Source organism: Marinobacterium alkalitolerans, assembly GCF_017776525.1.
GTDB classification, from domain to species: domain Bacteria; phylum Pseudomonadota; class Gammaproteobacteria; order Pseudomonadales; family Balneatricaceae; genus Marinobacterium; species Marinobacterium alkalitolerans.
In genome coordinates, this window is record NZ_JACVEW010000015.1 from 1 (window position 1) to 21,994 (window position 21,994).

Consider the following 21,994-nt stretch of genomic DNA (forward strand, 5'->3'; position numbering starts at 1 on the left):
AAGGAACGCTTCAAGCGTGCGATCCTGTTTCACTTTGGAGGACTGGTGATGGAGCCAACCCACAGTAACGGGTGAAGGGCCATAAATAAACAGTATTATATCGCTTTGACGACTGATGATCATACCGAGGAGGCAATAATGGGGTTCAAAACGAACCGGTTCACCCGCCGGGCGCGATACGCTAGTGTAGGCGTAACAGTCACAGGCTTAATCGGACGCTGCCCCATGACATCACCTCTCGTTACAACACAATGGCTGCATGAGCACCTGGATCAGTCAGGCTTGACGATTCTGGATGCCAGCATGAGCACGGTTATTGGCAAGGAGCCGCTTGTCTATGATGGGCCGGTGTATATACCGGGTAGTCAGGTGATCAATCTGGAACGGGAGTTGTGCGATATGACCTCGGCACAGGTGCATGCTTTTCCTGCGCCGGCGCAATTTGCCCGTGAAATGCAAAGGCAGGGTATCGATGCGGACTCGACGCTGGTGATATACGACAACCAGGGTATCTACTCGGCTCCGCGCGCCTGGTGGATCTTCAAGACGATGGGGTTTCAGCAGGTATTCGTGCTGGATGGCGGGTTGCCAAAGTGGTTGGCGGAGGGTCGGCCTGTGGTGTCTGAACCGGTCATGCCTGTATCATCAGTACAGGCGCCTGCCACCCGTTACAGGCCGGACAATATTTGCGATTCCGGCGACCTGTTGCAGCAGCTGGGCAGTCGCAGCCTGAATATACTGGATGCCCGCTCACGGGAGCGCTTCCGGGGACAGGCACCCGAGCCACGGCCCGGGCTGCGATCCGGGCATATCCCGGGTGCCATCAGTCTGCCCTTTGCCGAAGTGCTGAATGATATCGAATACAAGCCCCAGGACGAGCTGGTGGCGCTTTTCGAGCAGTTGCCGATTGAGGCGGCCAAACCCAGTGCCTTCAGCTGCGGCTCGGGGATTACGGCGTGCATCATTCTGCTGGCGGCCGAGATTGCCGGCTATCAAAACCTGAGCCTGTATGACGGCTCCTGGTCAGAGTGGGGCGCTGATCCGGACCTGCCGATCGAGCAATAACGTCTGACACCTGAACCCGCTGCGTGATAGGCCTTATCCGCTGCGGGTGATCAGGCTGGTGATGGCATCTGCAATAAAGGCCGGTTTAATCTGCGGAGGCGGCACTGGCTGGTTGAACCAGAAGCTCATCGGCTGTTCAAAGCCGATGCCGTGCATGAAGTTGTAAAGCGCTTTTCTGAGCCCTTCACCCAGCATCTCATGGTCGGTGCCGGTGGGGTCGATGAACTCGACGTCATTCTCTGCAAACAAGGGAGTGGGGCGTTCGACCAGGCGAATGCCATATTGCTCGGGGTACATGCCAATCGGGCTGTGAACCGTTGCCGCAAAACGGTGCCAGTAGGCTGACTGGAAACAGCCCTGCTGCATCATCTGTCGGACCATTTCCAGAGAGTCCACGGTTTCCTGCTCGGTTTGAGTGGGAAATCCGTACATGAGATAGGCGTGGACCAGAATGCCGGCATCACTGAAGGCCTTGGTGACGCGCGCCACCTGCTCAACGCTGACCCCTTTCTTCATCAGTTTCAGCAGGCGATCTGACGCCACTTCAAGTCCACCACTGACGGCGATGCAACCGGAGTCGGCCAGCAGTTGGCAACGCTCGGGGGTAAAGGTCTTCTCGAAGCGGATATTGCCCCACCAGCTGATCACGACATTGCGCTCAATCAGCCGCTGTGCGAGGGCAAACAGCAACTTCGGCGGCAAGGCTTCATCCACGAAATGGAAGCCGGACTGGCCGGTTTCTTCGATAAGCTGCTCGATCCTGTCGACCAGTGCATCAGCGCTGGCGGCATCGTAACGGTCGATGTAATCGAGGCTGACGTCACAGAAACTGCACTTGCGCCAATAGCAACCATGGGCCACGGTCAGCTTGTTCCAGCGACCGTCACTCCAGATGCGATGCATGGGGTTGAGCATTTCGCACAGGGACAGGTACTCATCCAGCGGCAGGCCATCGTAGATCGGCGCGCCCACATCAGACTGGGGTATGTCGTGCAGCGCCGTGTTTTCGTTGAAGTGGACGTACACCTCGCCGTCTTCACGTTCGGCCAGAAAGTAGGTGCGTACCAGTTCGTCTATCTCACGCTGCCCATCCAGGTACTCCAGCAGCGTCATCAGGGGGCGCTCGCCGTCATCCAGACAGATGAAATCGACAAACTCAAACACCCGCGGGTCTTTAAGGGCCCGCAGCTCGGTATTTACGAAGCCGCCACCCAGAACGACCGGCAGGTCGGGGTTGATCGCCTTGCAGGTTTGCGCAATGCGCAGGGCACCGAGCATGTTACCGGGGAAAGGCACCGTCAGTGCGACCACGCTGGGGTTCGTTTCTTCAAGGTACTGCTCGATCAACTGCTCCAGTATCTCCGAGCTGAAGCTTGGTTCGCCCATAAGCGTGTCATACAGGCTGTCAAAGCTCGGATTGGCGGCTGCCAGCTGCTCGCCATAGCGGCTTACTTCAAAGTAGGGGTCAACGCCCTGGGTGATCACGGCCGAGAGGTCATTGATGAAGAGCGTGGCCAGGTATTTGGCCTTGTCCTGCACGCCCAGGTTGCCAAACGCGGTCGTCAACACATCCCCTGAGACGGCTTCCATCTGGGCAATGGCGTCAAACGCAGGTCCTTCGGGCAGGAAGCGGCGCGAGTTGATGCGCAGGGCAAGGCCGGGGTCTTTGCTCTGCAGAAAGCGAATGGCAGGTTCAACAGCTTGCTGATAGCGGTCAAACTCGGCCAGAAACGTGAAGATGACGTCCGGCAGCTCGTCGTCTTCAAAGTGCTCGTAATTGGTTTCCACATGCTGGCGAATGACCTCCAGCGCGGGTGCCGTCATCATTTCCAGGAACAACTCAATCGCAGGATCCCGCTGGACCGCCTCGTAACCGCGCGAGCGTAAAAAACCGGTCAAATACGCAGTTGCCGGGTAGGGCGTATTCAATTGGGTCATGGGAGGGGTCATGAGAAGAACGGTCATAGCCTGCCTTTAATCGAACGCGTTGAGCACGCGGCGTCACTCTGAATACGGCAACCGATACAGTCGCCAAAACAAGGGAGGATTCTAGCAAATCGGGCGCTGAAAAGGGGGTGGCAGGAAACTAAAAGGGATGGGCATAAAAAACCGCGCTATCTCGGGGAAGAATAGCGCGGTTTTCAAGATGTGCCGGGAGCGAGCTCCCGGGAACCGGTCCTTAGAACTGGTTCATGGTATTGTCTTTACCGGAAGCCTTCAGTGCAGCGTCACCAGAGAAGTACTCTTTGTGATCGTCGCCCATGTCGGAACCAGCCATGTTCTGGTGCTTGACGCAGGCGATGCCCTGACGGATTTCCTTGCGCTGTACGCCAGCCACGTAGCCCAGCATGCCCGCTTCGCCGAAGTATTCCTTGGCCAGGTTGTCGGTAGACAGGGCCGCGGTGTGGTAAGTCGGCAGCGTGATCAGGTGGTGGAAGATGCCTGCTTCACGGGAAGCGTCAGCCTGGAAGGTACGGATCTTCTCGTCTGCAGCGGCAGCCAGTTCGGAGTCATCGTACTCGGCAGACATCAGGTTGGCGCGGTCGTAAGCTGATACGTCCTTGCCTGCTTCAGCCCAGGCATCGAATACCTGCTGACGGAAGTTCAGTGTCCAGTTGAAGGACGGGCTGTTGTTGTAGACCAGTTTGGCATTCGGCACTGCTTCACGGATGCGGTTAACCATGCCGGCGATCTGGCCAACGTGCGGCTTCTCGGTTTCGATCCACAGCAGGTCGGCGCCGTTCTGCAGGGAAGTGATGCAGTCCAGAACAACACGGTCTTCACCGGAACCTTTCTTGAACTGGAACAGGCCAGAGGCCAGACGCTTCGGCTTCAGCAGCTTGCCATTCGCCTTCACAACCACGTCACCGTTGTCGATGTCGGCAGCGCTTTCGATGTAGTCGCCGTCCAGGAAGCTGTTGTACTGATCGCCCAGGTCGCCCGGCTCGTTGGTAACGGCGATCTGCTTGGTCAGGCCAGCACCCAGGGAGTCGGTACGGGCAACGATAACACCGTCTTCAACACCCAGTTCCAGGAACGCGTAGCGTACGGCGCGGATCTTGGCCAGGAAGTCAGCGTGCGGAACGGTTACCTTACCGTCCTGGTGGCCACACTGCTTCTCGTCAGATACCTGGTTTTCGATCTGGATCGCGCAGGCACCGGCTTCGATCATTTTCTTAGCCAGCAGGTAAGTGGCTTCTTCGTTACCGAAACCGGCGTCGATGTCAGCGATGATCGGCACAACGTGCGTCTGGAAGTTGTCGATCTGATTCTGAACGTCAGCTTCCTTGGCAGCATCGCCAGCTTCGCGAGCGTCGTCCAGCTGACGGAATAGGCCGCCCAGTTCACGTGCGTCAGCCTGACGCAGGAAGGTGTACAGCTCTTCGATCAGAGCCGGCACAGAGGTCTTCTCGTGCATGGACTGGTCGGGCAGCGGACCGAACTCGGAGCGCAGGGCAGCGATCATCCAGCCGGACAGGTACAGGTAACGCTTGTTGGTGTTACCGAAGTGCTTTTTGATGGCGATCAGTTTCTGCTGACCGATAAAGCCATGCCAGCACCCCAGGGACTGAGTGTACTGAGAGGTGTCGGCGTCATATTCAGCCATGTCCTGGCGCATGATCTTGGCGGTGTAACGCGCGATGTCCAGACCGGTTTTGAAACGGTTCTGCAGGCGCATGCGGGCGGCGTATTCAGGGTTGATCGCTTCCCAGGCGTCACCTGCAGCAGCGCGAGCGGTGGAGATTGCGTCGATCTCGGTTTTGTATGCTGACATGGTCATTCCTTCACAGTGTTTGTGTTTAGGTAATGTCGGGGCCGGCGTTTGGCGTCTTCCCCTGATCTGGCACCGAGGCTGTTTGGGGCAGCCCCGATGTGTTGAAAAGAATGATGATCCTCCCGAATTTAGGAGTCAAAGCGATTTTGTGCAGAGCAAAAAAGATGTAGTCAGACTACACTCGCGGTTGTGACAGAACTGTAAAATCACTACACCGATGAATGGCAGACAAAATCGGTACAGGCCAGAAACCATGCAGCATCGAGGGACTAAAACCAAAGGTTTAGCCACTTTGGTATAGGGGTATTTTGACGCTGTTTACAAAAATTTATGGTTATTAAAATAAGTATTTATATTCTATAAAAATCTATAATGGCTTGACTACATTTTTCGAAAAATTATCAATTTCAAGAGGTTATAGAGGAAAGGCTTACGACGAAAGTCGAGCGGATATTAAAAAACCGCTCGGAAGTGAGCGGTTTTTGGGAATCTCGTTCAGTCTCTGAGTCAGTCGTCGAGGTAGAGAGTACCCTGATTCAGGAGCTGTACCAGCAGGTCACGAGAGGCCGGATCCTGGGGGGCGGTGTCGATACTGCCTGCACAAATAGCCTGGGCCAGTTCGATTGCTGCAGGTGCGAAAAGCAGATGTTTTTTGCCGTCGGCAAAGAGCGTCAGCTCTGAAGGGCCTTCACGGTAATAGGCCAGACGGGCACCTTCCGTGACATACAGCTCTGCGCCCCTTTCAAGCGCAGCTTCAAGGCTGTCGCTATCAAGATGCTCATCCGCGCCACTCAGTTCCGGGTACTTGGGTTCTGTCATGAAACTGCCCAGCCAGCCGGCCAGCAGAGACGGGTCAGATAGATACTGCTGCAGAATGGACTGCACGCGCTGAACGGCTGCCTGATCAATTTCACCGGGGTTTTCAGGCGGCTGGAGGTCCGGGTCCTGATAGCGCAGGTCGGTACTCAGCTTGTCCGACAGGTGGGCCGCCATGCCCTGCAGTATTTCTCCGTGTGAGGGGGCTCTGAAGCCAATAGACCAGGTCATGCAGCCATCACCTACGCCTACGCCGTTGTGGCCGACACGAGGGGGCAGGTAGAGCATATCACCGGGGTGCAGCTCCCAGCTGGTTTCGGGGTGCCATTCCGGCAGGATCATGACCGGTGTGTCGGTTCGGCGCGGGGAGTCCTCGCCAAACAGCCCGCCCACCTCCCAGCGGCGCACACCTTCGGCCTGCAGCAGAAAGACATCGTAGTTGTCGTAGTGAGGCCCAACGCCACCGCCATCGCTGGCATAGCTGATCATCAGGTCATCTCGGCGCCAGGCCGGGATGAAGTCGAAGGCCTGCATCAGCGGCTGTACATCCGGCACCCAGTGATCGACGGCCTGAACGAGCAGGGTCCAGGGGTGGTCACCCAATTCGGCAAAGCGTTCCGGCTCAAAGGGACCCTGAGAGAGTGCCCAGTGGCCGGTAGCCGTATCATTTTCGATCAGGCGTGACTCAACGTCTTCTTCGCAGGCAAGCCCTGCCAGTTCGTCAGCACTGATGCAGGGGGTGAAATCGGGAAAGGCATTGCGAATCAGCAACGGCTTTTTCTGCCAGTATTCGCTCAGAAAACGCTCAGGGGTCAGGTCACCCCAATTGATTTCAGTGATCAACGTTGAGTAACTCCGCCATTTCGTTTACGGCGTCTTCCAGCTCGGCCATGACTTTACGGCTGTCTCGGTGGGAGAGGGCGGCCTTGCGGTCATTGCCCACCATGCGAACACATTTCTGGATACGGGCCATGCAGTCATGGACGCCGCTGACATTGAACTCAAACTGCTCAAAGTCCTTGGCTGTCTGACGCAGACTGTCCCGCAGGGCTTCTGCCTGGGAGGCAAGCTCATTGAGTGAATTGGCGTGGCTCATGGTGTCTCCTGCAACGGATAAGGGGTGTGCTTCTACTCTATCGGGCGGCATGCATGTCTGGCCAGTCAACTTTTGTTGTTGTCGACTTCTCGGGCCAGCACCTCTTCCACCGAGGTCAGAATGCCTCGGAGCATGCCCAGCTCTGCTTTTTCAGGCCGTGTACGGTTGAAATAGCGGCGCAGCTTGTCCATGACGCGGCCTTCGTGCTGCGGGATGATAAAGCCTGTTCGGCGCAGCACCTTTTCCAGATGCTCAAAGAACAGCACCATCTCCTGCTGGCGCGGGTAAGGTGCGGGCTCGGGCAGTGCTGAGGTGTTTTTGGAGGCGCGCCGCAGCTCATAGCAGACCAGCTGGATCGCCTGTGCAATGTTCAGGACCGGGTAATCCTCGTTGGCATCGATGAACAAATGACGGTGGCAGAGCATCATCTCTTCGTTTGTCAGGCCCATGGTTTCCCGTCCGAACAGGATGCCAACGGTTCCCCCTCGCGCTTCATCGACCATCAGGCCAGCGGCCTGTTCGGCGTCCAGCAGTGGCTGGTCAAAGCTGCGCTGGCGGGCGCTGGTACCGATCACCAGCTGACAGTCGGCAATGGCTTCTTCAACGCTGTTCACAACCACCGCGCTGTCGAGCAGGTCTTTTGCGCCTGCAGCGCGTGAATCGGCTTCTTCATGCGGAAACTCGCGCGGATCAACCAGCCACAGCTGGCTCAGCCCCATATTTTTCAACGCACGCGCAGCGGCGCCGATATTGCCGGGGTGGAAGGTGTTGATCATGATGATACGAATGTTGTCGAGCATAGCGGCCTCATCGGTTGGAATGGCCGCATTATAGGGTGCCAGCGAATGCTGGCAAGCAGGTGTGTTCTGAAGTAGTGGTAATGGGCGGCGCCCAACAGGGAAGTGTCCTGCCGGGCTTACAGCCGCTGTATCCACTGGCGCAGATGGTGGGCAAACTGCTCCTTGTGCCAGAGGTGGGGAGAATGGTCGGCCCTTGGATAGATATGCAGCTCCGGCCAGGGAAGCTGGGCCTCAATCCACTCGGGTACCTCATGGGGGTAGAACTGGCTGGTATCGCCGTACACCATGAGTACGGGGCGGTCGATACGGGGTAAAAGGTCTCGGTAATCCTGCTGCGTCAGGGAGTCCCAGCAGCGGGTAAGGGCCGAGCCATTGAGGTGGCGCAGATAGTCACGCATCTGCTGGAAGCCACGGCTGTTCTGTTCGTAATTCTCGCGGCTGCGCGTGTTGAGCCCGTTGGCTGCCAGTTCCAGTACGCCCTCCGCAAAATCCTCATCGAGCCGCTTGATGAAGGCCTGATTGCGCGCGTAATCAAAATCCCCATAGATACCCAGATGCCAGCTTTCATCTGTCACCAGCTTGGGCGACTGATCGACGATGCAGAGCCCTGCCAGACGCCTCACGCCATAATTGCGGATATATTCCCAGCTGATCAGCGCTCCCATGGAGTGTCCGACGAGTACCGCATCCTGAATGCCGTGATGCTCCAGAAGTTGTTCAAGATCATCCGCCATCTGACTGATTTGCATGCTTTCGAGCGGCGGGGGCGCGTGCTGTCCGTGGCCGCGTGCATCCCAGCAGAAGGTGTTGTGCGCATCGCTGAGTTCGGTTGCAAAGGGCAGCCATTCGCGCGCACCTGAGGTCCAGCCATGCAGGAAAATAATGGCCTGGCCACGGCCCAGGCTGACATAACGAATGGGGTGTTGATCGGAACTGAGCAGGGTCTCCATACGTGCTACTCCGGGTCAGACATGAAAACGGGGCCAGAAGGCCCCGTCCAATCACTTAGATGCGCTTGGCCTGATCGGCCGCGTTCCCGATATACAGGGATGGGGTCAGGGCCTTGAGTTCGGCCTTGGCTGCATCCGGCATATCCAGGGTATCGATGAAGTTCTGAATCGTTTCCTGATTCATCTCCTTGCCGCGGGTCAGGTCTTTAAGCTTTTCATACGGCTTTTCGATGCCATAGCGACGCATGACAGTCTGAATCGGTTCGGCCAGGACTTCCCAGGCATTATTCAGATCTTCACCTAGGCGTGCGGCGTTGATTTCCAGTTTGCCGATGCCTTTCAGGGTGGCCTGGTAGGCGATCAGGCTGTGACCGAAGCCGACACCCAGGTTGCGCAGTACCGTTGAGTCGGTCAGGTCACGCTGCCAGCGTGAGATCGGCAGTTTGGCTGCCAGGTGCTGCATGATGGCGTTGGCGATGCCCAGGTTGCCTTCGGAGTTCTCGAAGTCGATCGGGTTAACCTTGTGCGGCATGGTGGAGGAGCCCACTTCGCCGGCAACGGTCTTCTGCTTGAAGTAGCCCAGTGAGATGTAACCCCAGACATCACGATCGAAGTCGATCAGGATGGTGTTGAAGCGGCACACCGCGTCAAACAGCTCGGCGATGTAGTCGTGCGGCTCGATCTGGGTGGTGTAGGGGTTCCAGGTCAGGCCCAGGCCTTCAATGAAGGACTTGGCATTGGCTTCCCAGTCAATATCGGCGTAAGCGGACAGGTGGGCGTTGTAGTTACCGACGGCGCCATTGATCTTGCCCAGATATTCGATCTGATCCAGCTGCTTGAGCTGACGCTGCAGACGGTAGGCAACGTTGGCCATCTCCTTGCCCATGGTGCTGGGAGAGGCGGTCTGGCCATGGGTGCGGCACAGCATCGGCTGATCCGCGTGTTCACGACCCAGCTTGGCGATGGCATCGGTCACCTGCTGCATCTGGTTACGGGCCACTTCTACGCCATGGCGCAGCATCAGTGCGTGAGACAGGTTATTGATGTCTTCAGAGGTGCAGGCAAAGTGGACAAACTCGTTAACCGCCATCAGTTCGGCGTTGTCCGCGATCTGCTCCTTGATGAAGTATTCCACGGCCTTAACGTCGTGGTTGGTCGTGCGCTCGATCTCCTTGATGCGCTGGGCATGCTCGACGCTGAAGTTGTCGACCAGGTTGTCCAGCAGGGCATTGGCTTCTGCGCTCAGTGCGGGCACTTCCTGGATCTGCGGGTGAGCGGCCAGCTGTTGCAGCCAGCGGATTTCAACCTGTACGCGGAAACGGATCAGTCCGAATTCACTGAATACGGCACGCAGGTCAGCTGTTTTGCTGCCATAGCGGCCATCGACCGGGGATACGGCGGTAAGGGCAGAAAGCTCCATGTTACACAGTCTCACTTATCAGCTTGTGACAATAAAGCCGCAATTATACGGAAAATGGCCGCCACTGGGTATGCCAGTGGCGGCACGAATTACGCAGCTCAGGGAAAGTGTGTAACGAAGTGCCGTGATCAATCGGCCCAGCTGCTGCCGATGGCACGGAACGGCAGTTCCAGTCCAAGCTCCGGCACCTGATTGGCAACCCAGGCAGGAAAGGTATTGCTGTTGGGGCCCGGGAACACACGGTATTCCTCGCGCCAGGGGTAGCGCTTGGCGGCAGAATCTATCTGCTGAATCAGTTCATCCACGCCGGGACCGCGGCGGTCGAGCAATAACTCGGGACGAGAGCCGTACCAGTGGCGATCAGGTTCGTCGCGTGAAATGCGCAGCACGGGCAGGCCACGTCGTTCACGCCAGCCGATCACTTCATAGACTGTATAGCTTTCCGCGTTGCTGGGCTTCACGGCAATCCAGGTATGAATGGCGAAGAAGCCGCGCCAACCCCAGGCATCGGCACCGTATACCTGTATCACGGCTTCCGGAGTGGATTCCGGTTCAGGGGCAATCCCTGCGGGCTCGCGGCTGGCCGTTCTCCAGCCATCCCCGGTGGAACAGGCCGCCAAGAGGGGCAGCAGTAGTGCCGCTGACAGCAGGCGAAGGGTGGATGTTGAGCGGTGTAATCGGGTTCTGAAGCTCATGGCAATCGGGGACGTATTCGATGTAATTGGAGGTGTTTACGCATGAAGAACAGCATCAGATTGGTTGTATTCAGCAGCGTTTGGAATGTGTGTATAAAAAATAGCCTGTTTCGGAAAAGCTGCTAATCTCAGAAATGAAGCTCTGCCCGGGCCAGTGCCAAGCGCTGGTCTGAGTTTAATAACCATAAAAATTGCCTGGCAGTGTGATCCTCGTAGCGGTGTGAGAGGTGCGGCTGCCTGCTGGCATCGGGAGTGCGTGATGAGCAAGAAAACACCTGAATCTCCGGAGCAGAAGAGCACGAAAGGGATTCACGAATTGTACGCCGAGGATCCGGCACAAGCGGATCGCCGCCTGTGGGGACGTGAAGTCGATCCGGAATCCAGGCGCGGGTTCCTGAAACGCTCCAGCCTGCTGGCGATGGCATCAGCATTGGGCGCGGGCGCTATTCCGTTCGCCAGTAAAATGCCGGGAGGCCTTATTCCGGCGGCACTGGCTGACACTCACGAGCCTTTCATGCTCAAGGGCAAGGATGGCCTGACGGTGCTCAATGACCGTCCTATCAACGCCGAGACGCCGGCGCACCTGCTGGATGACATGGTCACACCCGGCAGTCGCATGTTTGTGCGTAACAACGGTTTGCCACCGGAGATGGAGGGCATTGATCCGGAAAGCTGGACCCTGGAAATTGCAGGGGAGTCCTGTGAAAAGCCCATGACTTTCACCGTTGCGGAGCTCAAGAAGAAATTCAAGCACCATACCTACCAGCTGCAGATAGAGTGCGGCGGTAATGGCCGTTCCGAATTTGTTCCCTCAGCCAGTGGTAACCAGTGGACCACAGGTGCGGTGGCGTGTCCCGAGTTTACTGGGGTGCGAGTGCGCGATGTGCTGGAAGCCTGCGGCGTTAAATCGGATGCGGTGTATATCGGGTATTACGGGGCGGATCAGCACCTGAGTCGGGACCCGTCCAAGGAAGCCATCTCGCGCGGGGTGCCCATGAGCAAGGCGATGGAGGATGAGTCGCTGATCGCCTGGGCCATGAACGGGGAGGCCATTCCCTGGCTTAACGGATATCCACTTCGATTGGTCTGCGGTGGCTGGCCGGGGTCGGTGTCGGGCAAGTGGCTCAAGCGCATCGTGATTCGAAACAAGGTCCATGATGGCGCCAAGATGTCTCCGCCGTCCTACTCGGTGCCCAAGAATCCGGTTGCCCCGGGTACTGATGTGCCCAAACCGGATATGGAGATTATCGGGTCCATGCCGGTCAAATCCATCGTGACCTCGCCCAAGTCGGGGCTGACACATACGATGGGCAAGAAGCTTGCGGTCCGGGGGCATGCCTGGGCGGGAGACTTGTCTGTCAAAGAGGTGTACGTTTCCATCGACTTTGGGGCAACCTGGCAGAAGGCAGACCTGAAAAAACCGGCCAACCGTCTGGCCTGGCAGTACTGGTCAGCCGAAATAGAGTTCCCGGAAATTGGCTACTACGAAATCTGGGCGCGGGCCGTAGACAGTGAAGGCCACTCTCAGCCAATGGTTGTGCCGGGCTGGAACCCGCGTGGTTATCTGAACAATGCCTGCCACCGCATTGCGGTCCAAGTGGCATAGGGGGGCATATGAAGACCTTACCCTTGGCGGGGCTGGCGCTGGCGCTGCTGATCCCTTTGCATGCGCCGGCAGCCGAAAAAGACCCGCAAACCGGCCTGATTGTTGCGGAGGGGTGGGAGACCGTTCGCAATAATTGTACGGCCTGTCACTCTGCAGGGCTTGTGACTCAGAACAGTGGCTCACGTAACCACTGGCTGGGGCTGATCCGCTGGATGCAGGATACTCAGAACCTGTGGCAATTCGACCCCAAAACGGAAGAAACGATACTGGATTACCTGTCGACCCACTATGGCGTCAAGGAAGGGGCACGGCGTGAGCCGTTACCCCGAGAGTTGATGCCGGTCAATCCGTACAAGGCTGAAGCGACGAGCTCCTGATGTCGGCTGGGCGGCTCAGGTACTGCTCTGGCTGCCCATAATCCGGCGCAGGGACGGCTTCAGACGAGAGCGGAAAAACAGCATGTGCCAGCGTTTGCCACCGACCTGGCGCCACAACAACGCAGCCCGGATACCGGCCAACAGCAGTGCGCGTATCCGGCCTGCGTTTTCCGTGTTTTGCAGGTGGCGCGGATCACCGCCCACCTGAATCCGAAAGCTGAAGTGGCTGATTGTCTCCTGATACAGGTTATCCAGCGCGGCGATGACGTTGCGGTGGGTGTAGGCAACGGGCTCAAGCGGTGCTTCGCTGTCCCGCTCCTGATCGTTGAAATAGCGCGCCTTGGACGCAATGTTGTCGATACCTTCACCCACTTGTGCCATCACATCCGGGTGCTTGTCGAGCTGTCGTTCGAGCATGATCATCCCGAGCACGTACTGCACGATGCGCTTGTTCTGAGCACTCTCGTTCTTTTCCACCATGTCCTGCAGATGGCGCAAACCAAGGCTGAGCCCATATGGCACCTCCTGTACGCCACCATACACATCTTCAGTCAGTTTAGGGTCGGTAACAAACAGGCTGGAAATACTGGTTTCATAGCTGTTCTGCGGCACCATGCCCCGGTTTGCGATCTGGTCCACCAGGCTGGCAGCCTGAAACATGCCGGCCAGGGCGATTGTCTGCTCATCGTGTTGACGTGACATCAGGCCTCCTTGGCTGAAGCGGCCGTTGAGTGGCGAGAGGTGGATTCGATAACGCCGCCACCCAAGCAGACGTCATCGCGGTAAAGCACAACTGACTGACCCGGTGTTACGGCACGCTGTGGCGTATCGAAAATAACGCGATAACCGCCTTCTGGGGCAGCTTCGACCACGCAGTCCTGATCAGACTGGCGGTACCGAACCTTGGCCTTGCAGCGCAATGGCAGCTCGGGTGGTTCCCCGTTGATCCAGAAAATATCGCCGGCGTGCAACCAGTCCGAGTAGAGCAGGGGGTGTTGACCCTGAACGGCGACCAGAACGTTACGATCAAGGTCCTTGGCGGCGGCGAACCAGGGTTCCTCCGGGTAATCCTTCAGTCCGCCAATACCCAGCCCCTGACGCTGCCCGATGGTGTAGTACATCAGTCCCTGGTGTTCACCGATCACGTCCCCATCAGGCGTTTCGATCTTGCCCGGCTGCGCGGGCAGGTACTGCTTCAGGAAATCGGTGAAGCGACGCTCACCGATAAAACAGATGCCGGTGCTGTCCTTCTTGTCGTGCGTGACCAGACCGTGCTCTTCGGCCAGTCGCCGTACTTCCGGTTTCTCCAGTTCACCCACCGGGAACAGGCTGAGCTTGAGTTCGCTTTCGCCAACCTGGTGCAGGAAATAGCTTTGGTCCTTGTTGGTATCCAGCCCTTTCAGCAGCACCGTGTGTCCATCGCGCTCGCCGCGACGAACATAATGACCCGTAGCGATCAGGTCGGCCCCCAGCATCTGGGCGTACTCAAGGAACGCCTTGAACTTGATCTCACGGTTGCAGAGGATATCCGGGTTAGGGGTGCGGCCTGCCTTGTACTCTTCCAGAAAGTGCTCGAACACATTATCCCAATACTCGGCAGCAAAGTTGGCGCCATGCAGGGGGATGCCCAGTTTGTCACATACTGCCTGAGCATCGGCCATGTCTTCCTTGGCGGTGCAGTATTCCGTACCGTCGTCCTCGTCCCAGTTTTTCATGAACAGGCCTTCGACCTGATAGCCCTGCTGCAGCAGCAACAGGGCCGAGACGGAGGAGTCCACGCCTCCCGACATGCCGACAATGACTTTGGTCTGATTGTTGGGCTTGGGTGCAGTCATCAAGCAGTTTCCTGAATAACGTCCAGTGGGTAACGGGTGCCGCGCAGGTAATCATCGATACAGTCGGTGACCAGCTTGCTGCGCAACCGGGGTTTCAGAGTTTCAATTTCATCACGTGTCAGCCAGTGGGCCGCAATGATGCCATCATCCAGCTTGGCATTGGGCACTTCACGGATGGCGCGCGCCACGAAGCAGAAACGGTGATAGGTTACGCCATTGGCAGGCGCGTAATAGGTATACAGGCCAAGCAGCGCTTCCGGTTCGACGATCCAGCCGGTTTCTTCCAGCGCTTCGCGCCGGGCGGCGTCGATAAAGGTCTCGCCCTCTTCAAGATGGCCTGCGGGCTGGTTGTAGACACGTTCGCCATTGGCCATCTCTTCAACCAGCAAAAAACGACCTTCGCGTTCCACAATGCATGCGACTGTTGCATGGGGTGTCCAGCGCATTCCGTCTCCGTTTGTACTTCTCTGATGCAGATGCCCATAATAACAGCTCAGCCAGCCAGTTGTCTGTCAAAGCGCGGGGTGCATGGGTTTGAATAATGTGCAGGTGAATCAACAGGATTTTAACATCAATGATGCGCACACCTGGCTCAGGCAGGGCAGTGAGCCCTGTGGGGCGGTTGTCACCTTTACCGGTATCGTGCGGGATCTGGCAGAAGGCGGTCTGAAAGGGCTTTACCTGGAGCACTACCCGGGCATGACCGAACGTGCACTGGAGGACATCATTGCACGAGCCCGTCAGCGTTGGCAGTTGGGGCGTGTGCTGATACACCACCGGGTTGGCTGGCTGCAGCCGGACGAAAATATCGTGTTGCTGGGCGTTGCCTCAGCGCACCGCGCAGAAGCCTTTGCGGCGGCGGCATTCATCATGGACTACCTGAAACAGGATGCGCCCTTCTGGAAAAAGGAGCGGCTCAGTGGCGAAGAACGCTGGGTTGAGCAGAAGGGGAGCGATCGTGAAGCGGTGAAACGCTGGCAGTCGCCTGGCAACTAGCGGGCGTTTGCCCTGTTCAGTTTTCGATTGGGGCGGCGCTTGTTTTGGGGTGAGCGTGCTTTTGGTTTGGGGGCGGGCAGGTGAACCTGTTCTTCCCGGTACTCACCGGGGGCCAGCTGCGCCAGAGTCCAGTTGCCAATCGACCAGCGAATCAGGCGCAGGGTCGGAAATCCCACCTCGGCGGTCATGCGGCGCACCTGGCGGTTACGCCCTTCGGTCAGGGTCAGTTCGATCCAGCTGGTGGGCTGGTTCTTGCGAAAACGTACCGGAGGGTTGCGGGGCCAGAGCCAGTCGGGGGCCGGAATCTGTTTGGCATTGGCGGGGCGGGTTGGGCCGTCCTTGAGCACAACGCCCTTTCTCAGGCGTTCCAGTGCTTCCTCGCTGATCTCTCCGTCGACCTGCGCGAGGTAGGTCTTGGGCATTTTGAAGGCCGGGTTGGCCAGCTGGTGTTGAAGCCGGCCGTCATCCGTCAGCAGCAGTAACCCTTCTGAATCGTAATCAAGCCGCCCGGCTGCATAAATGCTTGGAATCTTTATGTAGTCGGCCAGCGTCGCGCGTCCCTCCTTATCCGTAAATTGCGTGAGCACTCGATAAGGTTTGTTGAACAGCAAGACGCGTGACATTCGGTGATTCAGTTATCCGTGGGTTGTATGTTGATCGCATGCAGCCCCTTGGGGCCCTGTTTGATCTCGAATTTTACAGCCTGGCCTGCTTTCAGGCTTTTATAGCCGTCCATGATGATGGCTGAGAAATGAGCGAAAAGTTCTTCGTCACACTCGTCTGACAGGATAAATCCATAGCCTTTGGCGTTGTTGAACCACTTCACTGTCCCTATCTGCATCACTACTCCCCCTGCGACATCAGAGCACGGCTCTTTGTCATGACAACGGCCACACAGCTGGCGGCATCTTCCATTTAAAGTTATTCAGGGACTGCAGGTGGCAGAATGCGACTTACGACGAGCGTAGACTTCTCGGCAGGCTGCCTTTAACCTCTCCTTGCAAAGCCGAGTATAGCATTTGCAGTGTATGACACTAGATAATGTCAGGTTTTTCCTCAAGGTTTTTAGACTAATATCGAAGGTGGAGATGTTGCTGCAACAGGTTCAAGAGTCGAGGCTGATGAGTTCCGAACCGCGGGCGAGTGAAGAGCACCACGATGACCATGATCATGGGGATGGCCAGCTGGCGACTGCCAAGGCCAAGCCCCAACTCAAGCGTCCCCCGATGTACCGGGTGGTATTGATGAACGACGACTACACCCCAATGGACTTTGTGGTGGAAGTTTTGATGATTTTTTTCGGAATGGACCAGGAAAAGGCGACACAAGTGATGCTTGCGGTCCATACTCAGGGTAAGGGCGTATGCGGGGTATATACCCGGGACGTTGCGGAGACCAAAGCCGCACAGGTCAATCAGTACGCCCGCGAGAACAAGCATCCGCTGCTGTGTGAAGTAGAGTCGGTCTGACGGAGGCGCATGCCATGCTGAATCGAGAATTGGAAGACACCCTGAGCGTTGCTTTCCGGTCCGCCCGGGACAAGCGCCATGAATTCATGACGGTGGAGCACCTGTTGCTGGCACTGCTGGATAACCGTCAGGCAGCCGAAGTGCTGAATGCCTGTGGAGCCGATATGGACAGGCTGCGCAACCAGCTTTCGTCCTTTATCGACGAAACGACGCCATTGCTGCCGGACAATATTCCCAATATGGAAACACAGCCGACGCTGGGTTTTCAGCGGGTGCTGCAGCGTGCGGTATTCCACGTGCAGTCCTCCGGCAAAACGGAGGTGAGCGGAGCCAACGTGCTGGTTGCCATCTTCAGCGAGCAGGAGAGCCATGCGGTCTTTGTGCTGCAGCAGCAGGGCATAGAGCGGGTGGATGTGGTGAACTACATCTCGCACGGCATTTCCCGTATCAACGAGAATGAGTCCGAGGACGTCGAGGGCCTGGCAGAAGGTGAAGACGGAGGCGAAAGCGGCAAGAGCGCGCTGGCGCAGTATGCCGTGAACCTGAACCAGCAGGCTGCGCAGGGGCGTGTGGACCCGCTGGTGGGGCGCGACTCTGAAGTAGAGCGTGTGGTCCAGATTCTGTCGCGCCGGCGCAAAAACAACCCGCTGCTGGTCGGTGAAGCCGGGGTGGGTAAAACGGCGATTGCAGAAGGTCTGGCCAAGCTGATCATTGAAGACAAGGTGCCCGAGATCATCGCCGACAGTGTGGTGTACGCGCTGGATCTGGGGGCTTTGCTGGCAGGTACCAAGTACCGTGGCGATTTCGAGAAACGCCTCAAGGCGTTGCTGAATGAAATCAAACAGCAGCCCAAGGCTATTCTGTTTATCGATGAAATCCATACCATCATCGGTGCCGGTGCTGCTTCAGGTGGCTCCATGGATGCGTCCAACCTGCTCAAGCCACTGCTGAGCTCAGGTGAGATTCGCTGCATTGGGTCGACCACCTTCCAGGAGTTCCGTGGCATTTTCGAGAAAGATCGGGCGCTGGCACGTCGCTTCCAGAAAATTGATGTGCTTGAACCCACGGTGGACGACACACATCGCATTCTGCGCGGGCTCAAGTCCCGCTTTGAAGAGCACCATGACGTGGAGTACACCGACGAGGCGCTGCGTGCGGCATCCGAGCTGGCAGACCGCTATATCAATGACAAGCACATGCCTGACAAGGCGATCGATGTGATCGATGAGGCCGGTGCCTATCAGCGCCTGATGCCGGAAGAGCAGCGCAAGACGATTATCGATGTGCACGATGTGGAATCGGTTGTGGCCAAGATTGCGCGAATTCCGCCGAAGAGCGTATCGACCTCCGACAAGGAGCAGTTGCGCAAGCTTGAAACCAATCTGAAGATGGTGGTGCTGGGGCAGGATGAGGCGATCGACTCGCTGGCGTCTGCGATCAAGCTTTCACGCGCAGGTCTCAAGGAGCCCAACAAGCCGGTCGGCAGTTTCCTCTTCGCCGGTCCGACAGGGGTCGGTAAAACCGAGGTTACCCAGCAGCTGGCCCGCATTCTGGGCATTGAGCTGGTGCGCTTTGATATGTCCGAGTACATGGAGCGCCACACGGTTTCACGTCTGATTGGCGCACCTCCGGGCTATGTAGGGTTTGACCAGGGTGGCTTGCTGACCGAGGCCATTACCAAATCGCCGCACTGTGTGCTGCTGCTGGACGAGATCGAAAAGGCGCATCCGGAAGTGTTCAACCTGCTGCTGCAGGTAATGGATAACGGCACGCTGACCGATAATAACGGCCGCAAGGCAGACTTCCGCAACGTGATTCTGGTGATGACCACCAATGCCGGGGCTGAAGCGCACAGCCGTCCCTCTATCGGTTTCACCACTCAGGATCACAGTACCGATGCCATGGAAGCGCTGAAGCGATTGTTTACCCCTGAATTCCGCAACCGTCTGGATGCCGTGATTCAGTTCAAGCCGCTGACACTGGATATCGTCAAGGGTGTAGTCGACAAGTTCCTTACCGAGTTGCAGGCGCAGCTGGATGAGAAGCATGTCGTACTGCATGTGGACGAAGAAGCTCGCCAGTGGCTGGCCGAAAACGGGTACGATGAGAAGATGGGGGCTCGCCCGATGCAGCGCCTGATTCAGGATCAGCTCAAGAAGCCGCTGGCCGAGATGATTCTGTTCGGAGACCTAGCAGAATCGGGTGGCGACGTGGAAATCGGTGTTGGAGAAGACGGAAAGTTGTCGCTGGAGGTGGCAACGGTGGCAGCCTGAGGGCTGCCATCCGTCCGGTGCCGCGCCGGTTGATTAGCGGGCGCGGTATACGATACGGCCTTTGCTCAGGTCGTAAGGCGTCAACTCAACCTTGACCTTGTCACCAGTCAGAATGCGGATGTAGTTTTTGCGCATTTTACCGGAGATATGAGCGGTTACGACGTGGCCGTTTTCCAGCTCGACACGGAACATGGTGTTCGGGAGGGTATCGATGACCGTCCCTTCCATCTCAAAAGAATCTTCTTTAGCCATTCACTACCTACCTTTAAGGCTTGGTTGCCTGTTGGAAAGCGCAATATTTTGCCTGATTCCGGCGCTGAATTCAAAATCTAATCGTGCCCAGGGGCGCTGTGCATGCGCTGCCATTCCCCGTCCAGCAGCATTTCAAGCGGGCGGTAGGCGGTCTTGTAATTCATTTTGCGGCAATTTCTGACCCAGTATCCCAGATACAGGTAGGGCAGGTTGGCGTGTTGTGCTTCCCGGATCAGCCAGAGGACGGCGTTGACACCCAGGCTTCTGCGGTCAAGGTCGGGGTCAAAAAAGGTATACAGAGCCGACAGGCCCTGCTCAAGCCGGTCGCACACCGAAATAGCCACCAGTTGACCGTCCGGAGCACGAAACTCATAAAAGCAGCTGTCCTGACTGCCTTCAATCAGAAAATTGACGAACTGCTCCGGCGTCGGCGGGTACATGTCGCCGTCCTTGTGGCGCTGGCAGATATAGCGCTCGTACAGGGCGTAGTACTCGGCCGTTAGCTGGCAGGGGACAGAGCGAACCAGCAGGTCGCGGTTGCGGTTCTCGATACGCTTTTGGGTCTTGGAGGGCTTGAACGCATCGACGGGGATACGGACCGAGATACAGGCCTGACAATGCTCGCAGTGGGGGCGGTAGATGTGACTGCCGCTGCGACGGAAGCCAAGGTCGGAGAGTTGGCTGTACAGATGTTTGCTGACGTTGGCACGCGGATCGACGAACAGTGTGCGTGCCTGCATATCCGGCAGATAACTGCAGTCATGGACGGGGGTGGCATAGAACTTGAGTGTTCGCAGGCTACTCATGCCGTTCTCCGTTAAACACCTCAGGATCGATATCAAACCGCCAGTCATGCGCGTTGGCCTGACGGCAAAGCCGGTTCAGCTCTGATATGAAATCAGGGCGGGCTATCTCGGTAGCCCCAAGACTGGCCAGATGGTTGTTGTACACCTGGCAGTCGATCAGCTCATATCCCCAGTATTGCAGCTGTCGGGTCAGCCAGGCAAAGGCAATTTTGGAGCAGTCACGCTGGCGCGAGAACATGGATTCTCCAAAGAACATCTTTCCCAGTGCCAGGCCGTAGAGTCCGCCGACCAGCTCGTCATCAATCCAGACCTCAACAGAGTGTGCATACCCCTGATGATGCAGGTTCAGGTAGGCGCAGAAGATATCGTTACTGATCCAGGTACCATCCTGGTTGGGGCGAGGGGAAGCACAGGCCGAAATGACGCGGTGAAACGCGGTGTCAAAGGTGACACGGTAGTCCTGCTTGCGCAGCCGTTTGCGCAGACTGCGGGAGATATGGAGATCTTCCGGCCAGAGCACGCAGCGTGGATCAGGGCTCCACCAGAGGATGGGTTCGCCCGGGTTGTACCAAGGAAAGATGCCGCTGCGATACGCCTTGATGAGGCGCTCCAGTGACAGGTCCCCGCCGGCTGCAAGCAGGCCGTTGGGCTCATCCAGAGCCTGCTCGAGCGGGGGGAAGTCGTGGCTGTCGTCAGCCAGCCATGGAATCATCAGCTATCGAGGTCATCCAGATATTTTTCAGCATCCAGCGCCGCCATACAGCCAAAGCCGGCCGAGGTGATGGCCTGGCGGTAGATGTGGTCGCAGACATCGCCTGCGGCAAACACGCCTTTGATACTGGTTTGAGTGGCATTGCCTTCAAGACCGGACTGAATCTTCAGGTAGCCGTCAGTCATGTCCAGCTGGCCCTTGAACAGGTCGGTGTTGGGCTTGTGGCCAATGGCAATGAACACGCCCGCAACCGCAAGTTCCTGAGTGCTGTCATCCTGAGTGCTGCGCAGACGCAGGCCGGTGACCCCTGAGTCGTCACCCAGTACCTCATCCAGCTGGTGGTTCCACAGGATGTTGATGTTGCCGTTCTCGGCACGATCAAGGATCTTGTCCTGCAGGATCTTCTCGGCACGCAGGCTGTCACGGCGGTGAATGAGGGTAACCTCTTCAGCGATGTTGGACAGGTAGAGCGCCTCTTCAACCGCCGTGTTGCCACCACCGACAACAGCAACCTTCTGGCCACGATAGAAGAAACCGTCGCAGGTCGCACAGGCACTGACGCCCTTGCCCATAAAGGCTTCTTCGGATTCGAGGCCCAGGTACTGAGCCGATGCACCGGTCGCGATGATCAGCGCGTCGCAGGTGTACTCGCCCATATCACCCTTGAGGCGGAAGGGGCGCTGCTGCAGCTCGGTCGTGTGGATATGGTCAAAGATGATATTGGTATTGAAGCGTTCGGCATGAGCCTGCATGCGTTGCATCAGTTCCGGACCCTGAACGCCGTCGGCGTCACCCGGCCAGTTGTCCACGTCAGTCGTGGTTGTAAGCTGGCCACCAGCCTGCATGCCGGTGATGACAACCGGTTCGAGGTTGGCACGAGCGGCATAAACAGCCGCGGTGTAGCCGGCAGGACCGGAGCCCAGAATGATCAAACGATGGTGTTGTACTTCGCTCATGAATGTCGGGTATCCAGATTAAGATGATCGTAAGCTGAGACAATTATAGTGTCAGGTAAACTGAATGCAGGTGACTCTAAACCTGAACAACTCGA

The 21,994-nt window shown here is 57.3% G+C and carries 23 protein-coding genes; 6 read left to right on the forward strand and 17 right to left on the reverse strand.

What is annotated here, in order from left to right:
- Window positions 1-225: 225 nt before the first annotated feature.
- Complete coding sequence (locus H9C73_RS10410) at window positions 226-1,065, forward strand: sulfurtransferase (RefSeq protein WP_209287768.1); 840 nt, start codon at window positions 226-228, stop codon at window positions 1,063-1,065.
- A gap of 33 nt (window positions 1,066-1,098) precedes the next feature.
- Here H9C73_RS10410 and H9C73_RS10415 read toward each other — a convergent pair whose 3' ends face one another.
- The 8 genes from H9C73_RS10415 to H9C73_RS10450 form a co-directional block, all read right to left on the reverse strand.
- Window positions 1,099-3,003, reverse strand: coding sequence for a radical SAM protein (locus H9C73_RS10415; protein ID WP_209287769.1), 1,905 nt, complete (start codon window positions 3,001-3,003; stop codon window positions 1,099-1,101).
- Between the two features lie 241 nt (window positions 3,004-3,244).
- Window positions 3,245-4,840, reverse strand: coding sequence for an isocitrate lyase (locus H9C73_RS10420; protein ID WP_209287770.1), 1,596 nt, complete (start codon window positions 4,838-4,840; stop codon window positions 3,245-3,247).
- A gap of 507 nt (window positions 4,841-5,347) precedes the next feature.
- Complete coding sequence (locus H9C73_RS10425; protein ID WP_209287771.1) at window positions 5,348-6,499, reverse strand: ribosomal protein uL16 3-hydroxylase; 1,152 nt, start codon at window positions 6,497-6,499, stop codon at window positions 5,348-5,350.
- A complete protein-coding gene (locus H9C73_RS10430; RefSeq protein ID WP_209287772.1) occupies window positions 6,489-6,752 on the reverse strand; it encodes a hypothetical protein in 264 nt (87 codons plus the stop codon). Before H9C73_RS10430 ends, H9C73_RS10425 begins: the two co-directional genes overlap by 11 nt.
- 65 nt (window positions 6,753-6,817) lie before the next feature.
- Complete coding sequence (locus tag H9C73_RS10435; RefSeq protein ID WP_209287773.1) at window positions 6,818-7,552, reverse strand: RNA methyltransferase; 735 nt, start codon at window positions 7,550-7,552, stop codon at window positions 6,818-6,820.
- A 116-nt stretch (window positions 7,553-7,668) separates the two neighbouring features.
- Entirely contained in the window at window positions 7,669-8,502 is an 834-nt protein-coding gene (locus tag H9C73_RS10440) for an alpha/beta fold hydrolase (RefSeq protein WP_209287774.1), read from the reverse strand.
- Between the two features lie 55 nt (window positions 8,503-8,557).
- Window positions 8,558-9,922: an adenylosuccinate lyase gene (purB, locus tag H9C73_RS10445; protein ID WP_209287775.1), complete on the reverse strand. Its 1,365-nt coding sequence runs from the start codon at window positions 9,920-9,922 to the stop codon at window positions 8,558-8,560.
- A 128-nt stretch (window positions 9,923-10,050) separates the two neighbouring features.
- On the reverse strand, window positions 10,051-10,617 hold the full coding sequence (locus H9C73_RS10450; RefSeq protein WP_209287776.1) for a DUF3750 domain-containing protein: 567 nt from the start codon (window positions 10,615-10,617) through the stop codon (window positions 10,051-10,053).
- Between the two features lie 259 nt (window positions 10,618-10,876).
- On the opposite strand from H9C73_RS10450, the gene H9C73_RS10455 reads away from it, so the two are divergent.
- Window positions 10,877-12,223, forward strand: a complete 1,347-nt coding sequence (locus H9C73_RS10455; RefSeq protein WP_209287777.1) for a sulfite oxidase — start codon at window positions 10,877-10,879, stop codon at window positions 12,221-12,223.
- Window positions 12,224-12,231: 8 nt separating this feature from the next.
- Window positions 12,232-12,600: a hypothetical protein gene (locus tag H9C73_RS10460; RefSeq protein WP_209287778.1), complete on the forward strand. Its 369-nt coding sequence runs from the start codon at window positions 12,232-12,234 to the stop codon at window positions 12,598-12,600.
- 15 nt (window positions 12,601-12,615) lie between these two features.
- On the opposite strand, the gene hflD is transcribed toward H9C73_RS10460, so the two are convergent.
- From hflD to H9C73_RS10475, 3 genes are read right to left on the reverse strand one after another with little or no spacing between them, the layout of a single operon-like run.
- Window positions 12,616-13,302: a high frequency lysogenization protein HflD gene (gene hflD, locus H9C73_RS10465; protein ID WP_209287779.1), complete on the reverse strand. Its 687-nt coding sequence runs from the start codon at window positions 13,300-13,302 to the stop codon at window positions 12,616-12,618.
- Window positions 13,302-14,435 (reverse strand): tRNA 2-thiouridine(34) synthase MnmA, encoded by a 1,134-nt coding sequence (gene mnmA / locus H9C73_RS10470; RefSeq protein WP_209287780.1) that lies wholly within the window; start codon window positions 14,433-14,435, stop codon window positions 13,302-13,304. Before mnmA ends, hflD begins: the two co-directional genes overlap by 1 nt.
- Entirely contained in the window at window positions 14,435-14,881 is a 447-nt protein-coding gene (locus H9C73_RS10475; protein WP_209287781.1) for an NUDIX hydrolase, read from the reverse strand. The genes mnmA and H9C73_RS10475 overlap by 1 nt, the downstream gene beginning before the upstream one ends.
- 82 nt (window positions 14,882-14,963) lie before the next feature.
- On the opposite strand from H9C73_RS10475, the gene moaE reads away from it, so the two are divergent.
- Entirely contained in the window at window positions 14,964-15,431 is a 468-nt protein-coding gene (gene moaE / locus H9C73_RS10480) for a molybdopterin synthase catalytic subunit MoaE (protein WP_209287782.1), read from the forward strand.
- On the opposite strand, the gene H9C73_RS10485 is transcribed toward moaE, so the two are convergent.
- Complete coding sequence (locus H9C73_RS10485; protein ID WP_209287783.1) at window positions 15,428-16,054, reverse strand: rRNA large subunit pseudouridine synthase E; 627 nt, start codon at window positions 16,052-16,054, stop codon at window positions 15,428-15,430. The genes moaE and H9C73_RS10485 overlap by 4 nt on opposite strands.
- Before the next feature lie 8 nt (window positions 16,055-16,062).
- Window positions 16,063-16,272, reverse strand: a complete 210-nt coding sequence (gene cspD, locus H9C73_RS10490) for a cold shock domain-containing protein CspD (protein ID WP_209287784.1) — start codon at window positions 16,270-16,272, stop codon at window positions 16,063-16,065.
- A gap of 280 nt (window positions 16,273-16,552) precedes the next feature.
- On the opposite strand from cspD, the gene clpS reads away from it, so the two are divergent.
- Window positions 16,553-16,900 carry an ATP-dependent Clp protease adapter ClpS gene (gene clpS, locus H9C73_RS10495; RefSeq protein ID WP_209287785.1) on the forward strand — a complete coding sequence of 116 codons (348 nt, stop codon included), beginning with the start codon at window positions 16,553-16,555 and terminating at the stop codon, window positions 16,898-16,900.
- Between the two features lie 14 nt (window positions 16,901-16,914).
- On the forward strand, window positions 16,915-19,173 hold the full coding sequence (clpA, locus tag H9C73_RS10500) for an ATP-dependent Clp protease ATP-binding subunit ClpA (protein WP_209287786.1): 2,259 nt from the start codon (window positions 16,915-16,917) through the stop codon (window positions 19,171-19,173).
- Between the two features lie 33 nt (window positions 19,174-19,206).
- Here clpA and infA read toward each other — a convergent pair whose 3' ends face one another.
- From infA to trxB, 4 genes are all read right to left on the reverse strand, one after another.
- The gene (infA, locus tag H9C73_RS10505) at window positions 19,207-19,425 is read right to left on the reverse strand and encodes a translation initiation factor IF-1 (RefSeq protein ID WP_091824146.1); all 219 of its coding nucleotides are present in this window, start codon (window positions 19,423-19,425) and stop codon (window positions 19,207-19,209) included.
- Between the two features lie 77 nt (window positions 19,426-19,502).
- On the reverse strand, window positions 19,503-20,231 hold the full coding sequence (locus H9C73_RS10510; protein ID WP_209287787.1) for an arginyltransferase: 729 nt from the start codon (window positions 20,229-20,231) through the stop codon (window positions 19,503-19,505).
- Window positions 20,224-20,943 (reverse strand): leucyl/phenylalanyl-tRNA--protein transferase, encoded by a 720-nt coding sequence (gene aat, locus H9C73_RS10515; protein ID WP_209287788.1) that lies wholly within the window; start codon window positions 20,941-20,943, stop codon window positions 20,224-20,226. The genes H9C73_RS10510 and aat overlap by 8 nt, the downstream gene beginning before the upstream one ends.
- Window positions 20,943-21,899 (reverse strand): thioredoxin-disulfide reductase, encoded by a 957-nt coding sequence (gene trxB / locus H9C73_RS10520; protein WP_209287789.1) that lies wholly within the window; start codon window positions 21,897-21,899, stop codon window positions 20,943-20,945. Before trxB ends, aat begins: the two co-directional genes overlap by 1 nt.
- Between the last annotated feature and the right edge of the window lie 95 nt (window positions 21,900-21,994).

Bases quoted from the DNA above. Each gene is read 5' to 3' on its own strand.
- purB (WP_209287775.1), bottom strand. From the start codon at position 9,922: ATGGAGCTTTCTGCCCTTACCGCCGTATCCCCGGTCGATGGCCGCTAT.
- moaE (WP_209287782.1), top strand. From the start codon at position 14,964: ATGGGTTTGAATAATGTGCAGGTGAATCAACAGGATTTTAACATCAAT.
- hflD (WP_209287779.1), bottom strand. From the start codon at position 13,302: ATGTCACGTCAACACGATGAGCAGACAATCGCCCTGGCCGGCATGTTT.
- trxB (WP_209287789.1), bottom strand. From the start codon at position 21,899: ATGAGCGAAGTACAACACCATCGTTTGATCATTCTGGGCTCCGGTCCT.
- H9C73_RS10410 (WP_209287768.1), top strand. From the start codon at position 226: ATGACATCACCTCTCGTTACAACACAATGGCTGCATGAGCACCTGGAT.
- H9C73_RS10485 (WP_209287783.1), bottom strand. From the start codon at position 16,054: ATGTCACGCGTCTTGCTGTTCAACAAACCTTATCGAGTGCTCACGCAA.
- infA (WP_091824146.1), bottom strand. From the start codon at position 19,425: ATGGCTAAAGAAGATTCTTTTGAGATGGAAGGGACGGTCATCGATACC.
- H9C73_RS10435 (WP_209287773.1), bottom strand. From the start codon at position 7,552: ATGCTCGACAACATTCGTATCATCATGATCAACACCTTCCACCCCGGC.
- H9C73_RS10460 (WP_209287778.1), top strand. From the start codon at position 12,232: ATGAAGACCTTACCCTTGGCGGGGCTGGCGCTGGCGCTGCTGATCCCT.
- mnmA (WP_209287780.1), bottom strand. From the start codon at position 14,435: ATGACTGCACCCAAGCCCAACAATCAGACCAAAGTCATTGTCGGCATG.
- H9C73_RS10475 (WP_209287781.1), bottom strand. From the start codon at position 14,881: ATGCGCTGGACACCCCATGCAACAGTCGCATGCATTGTGGAACGCGAA.
- H9C73_RS10430 (WP_209287772.1), bottom strand. From the start codon at position 6,752: ATGAGCCACGCCAATTCACTCAATGAGCTTGCCTCCCAGGCAGAAGCC.
- clpA (WP_209287786.1), top strand. From the start codon at position 16,915: ATGCTGAATCGAGAATTGGAAGACACCCTGAGCGTTGCTTTCCGGTCC.
- H9C73_RS10415 (WP_209287769.1), bottom strand. From the start codon at position 3,003: ATGACCCAATTGAATACGCCCTACCCGGCAACTGCGTATTTGACCGGT.
- clpS (WP_209287785.1), top strand. From the start codon at position 16,553: ATGAGTTCCGAACCGCGGGCGAGTGAAGAGCACCACGATGACCATGAT.
- H9C73_RS10440 (WP_209287774.1), bottom strand. From the start codon at position 8,502: ATGGAGACCCTGCTCAGTTCCGATCAACACCCCATTCGTTATGTCAGC.
- H9C73_RS10450 (WP_209287776.1), bottom strand. From the start codon at position 10,617: ATGAGCTTCAGAACCCGATTACACCGCTCAACATCCACCCTTCGCCTG.
- H9C73_RS10510 (WP_209287787.1), bottom strand. From the start codon at position 20,231: ATGAGTAGCCTGCGAACACTCAAGTTCTATGCCACCCCCGTCCATGAC.
- cspD (WP_209287784.1), bottom strand. From the start codon at position 16,272: ATGCAGATAGGGACAGTGAAGTGGTTCAACAACGCCAAAGGCTATGGA.
- H9C73_RS10420 (WP_209287770.1), bottom strand. From the start codon at position 4,840: ATGTCAGCATACAAAACCGAGATCGACGCAATCTCCACCGCTCGCGCT.
- aat (WP_209287788.1), bottom strand. From the start codon at position 20,943: ATGATTCCATGGCTGGCTGACGACAGCCACGACTTCCCCCCGCTCGAG.
- H9C73_RS10455 (WP_209287777.1), top strand. From the start codon at position 10,877: ATGAGCAAGAAAACACCTGAATCTCCGGAGCAGAAGAGCACGAAAGGG.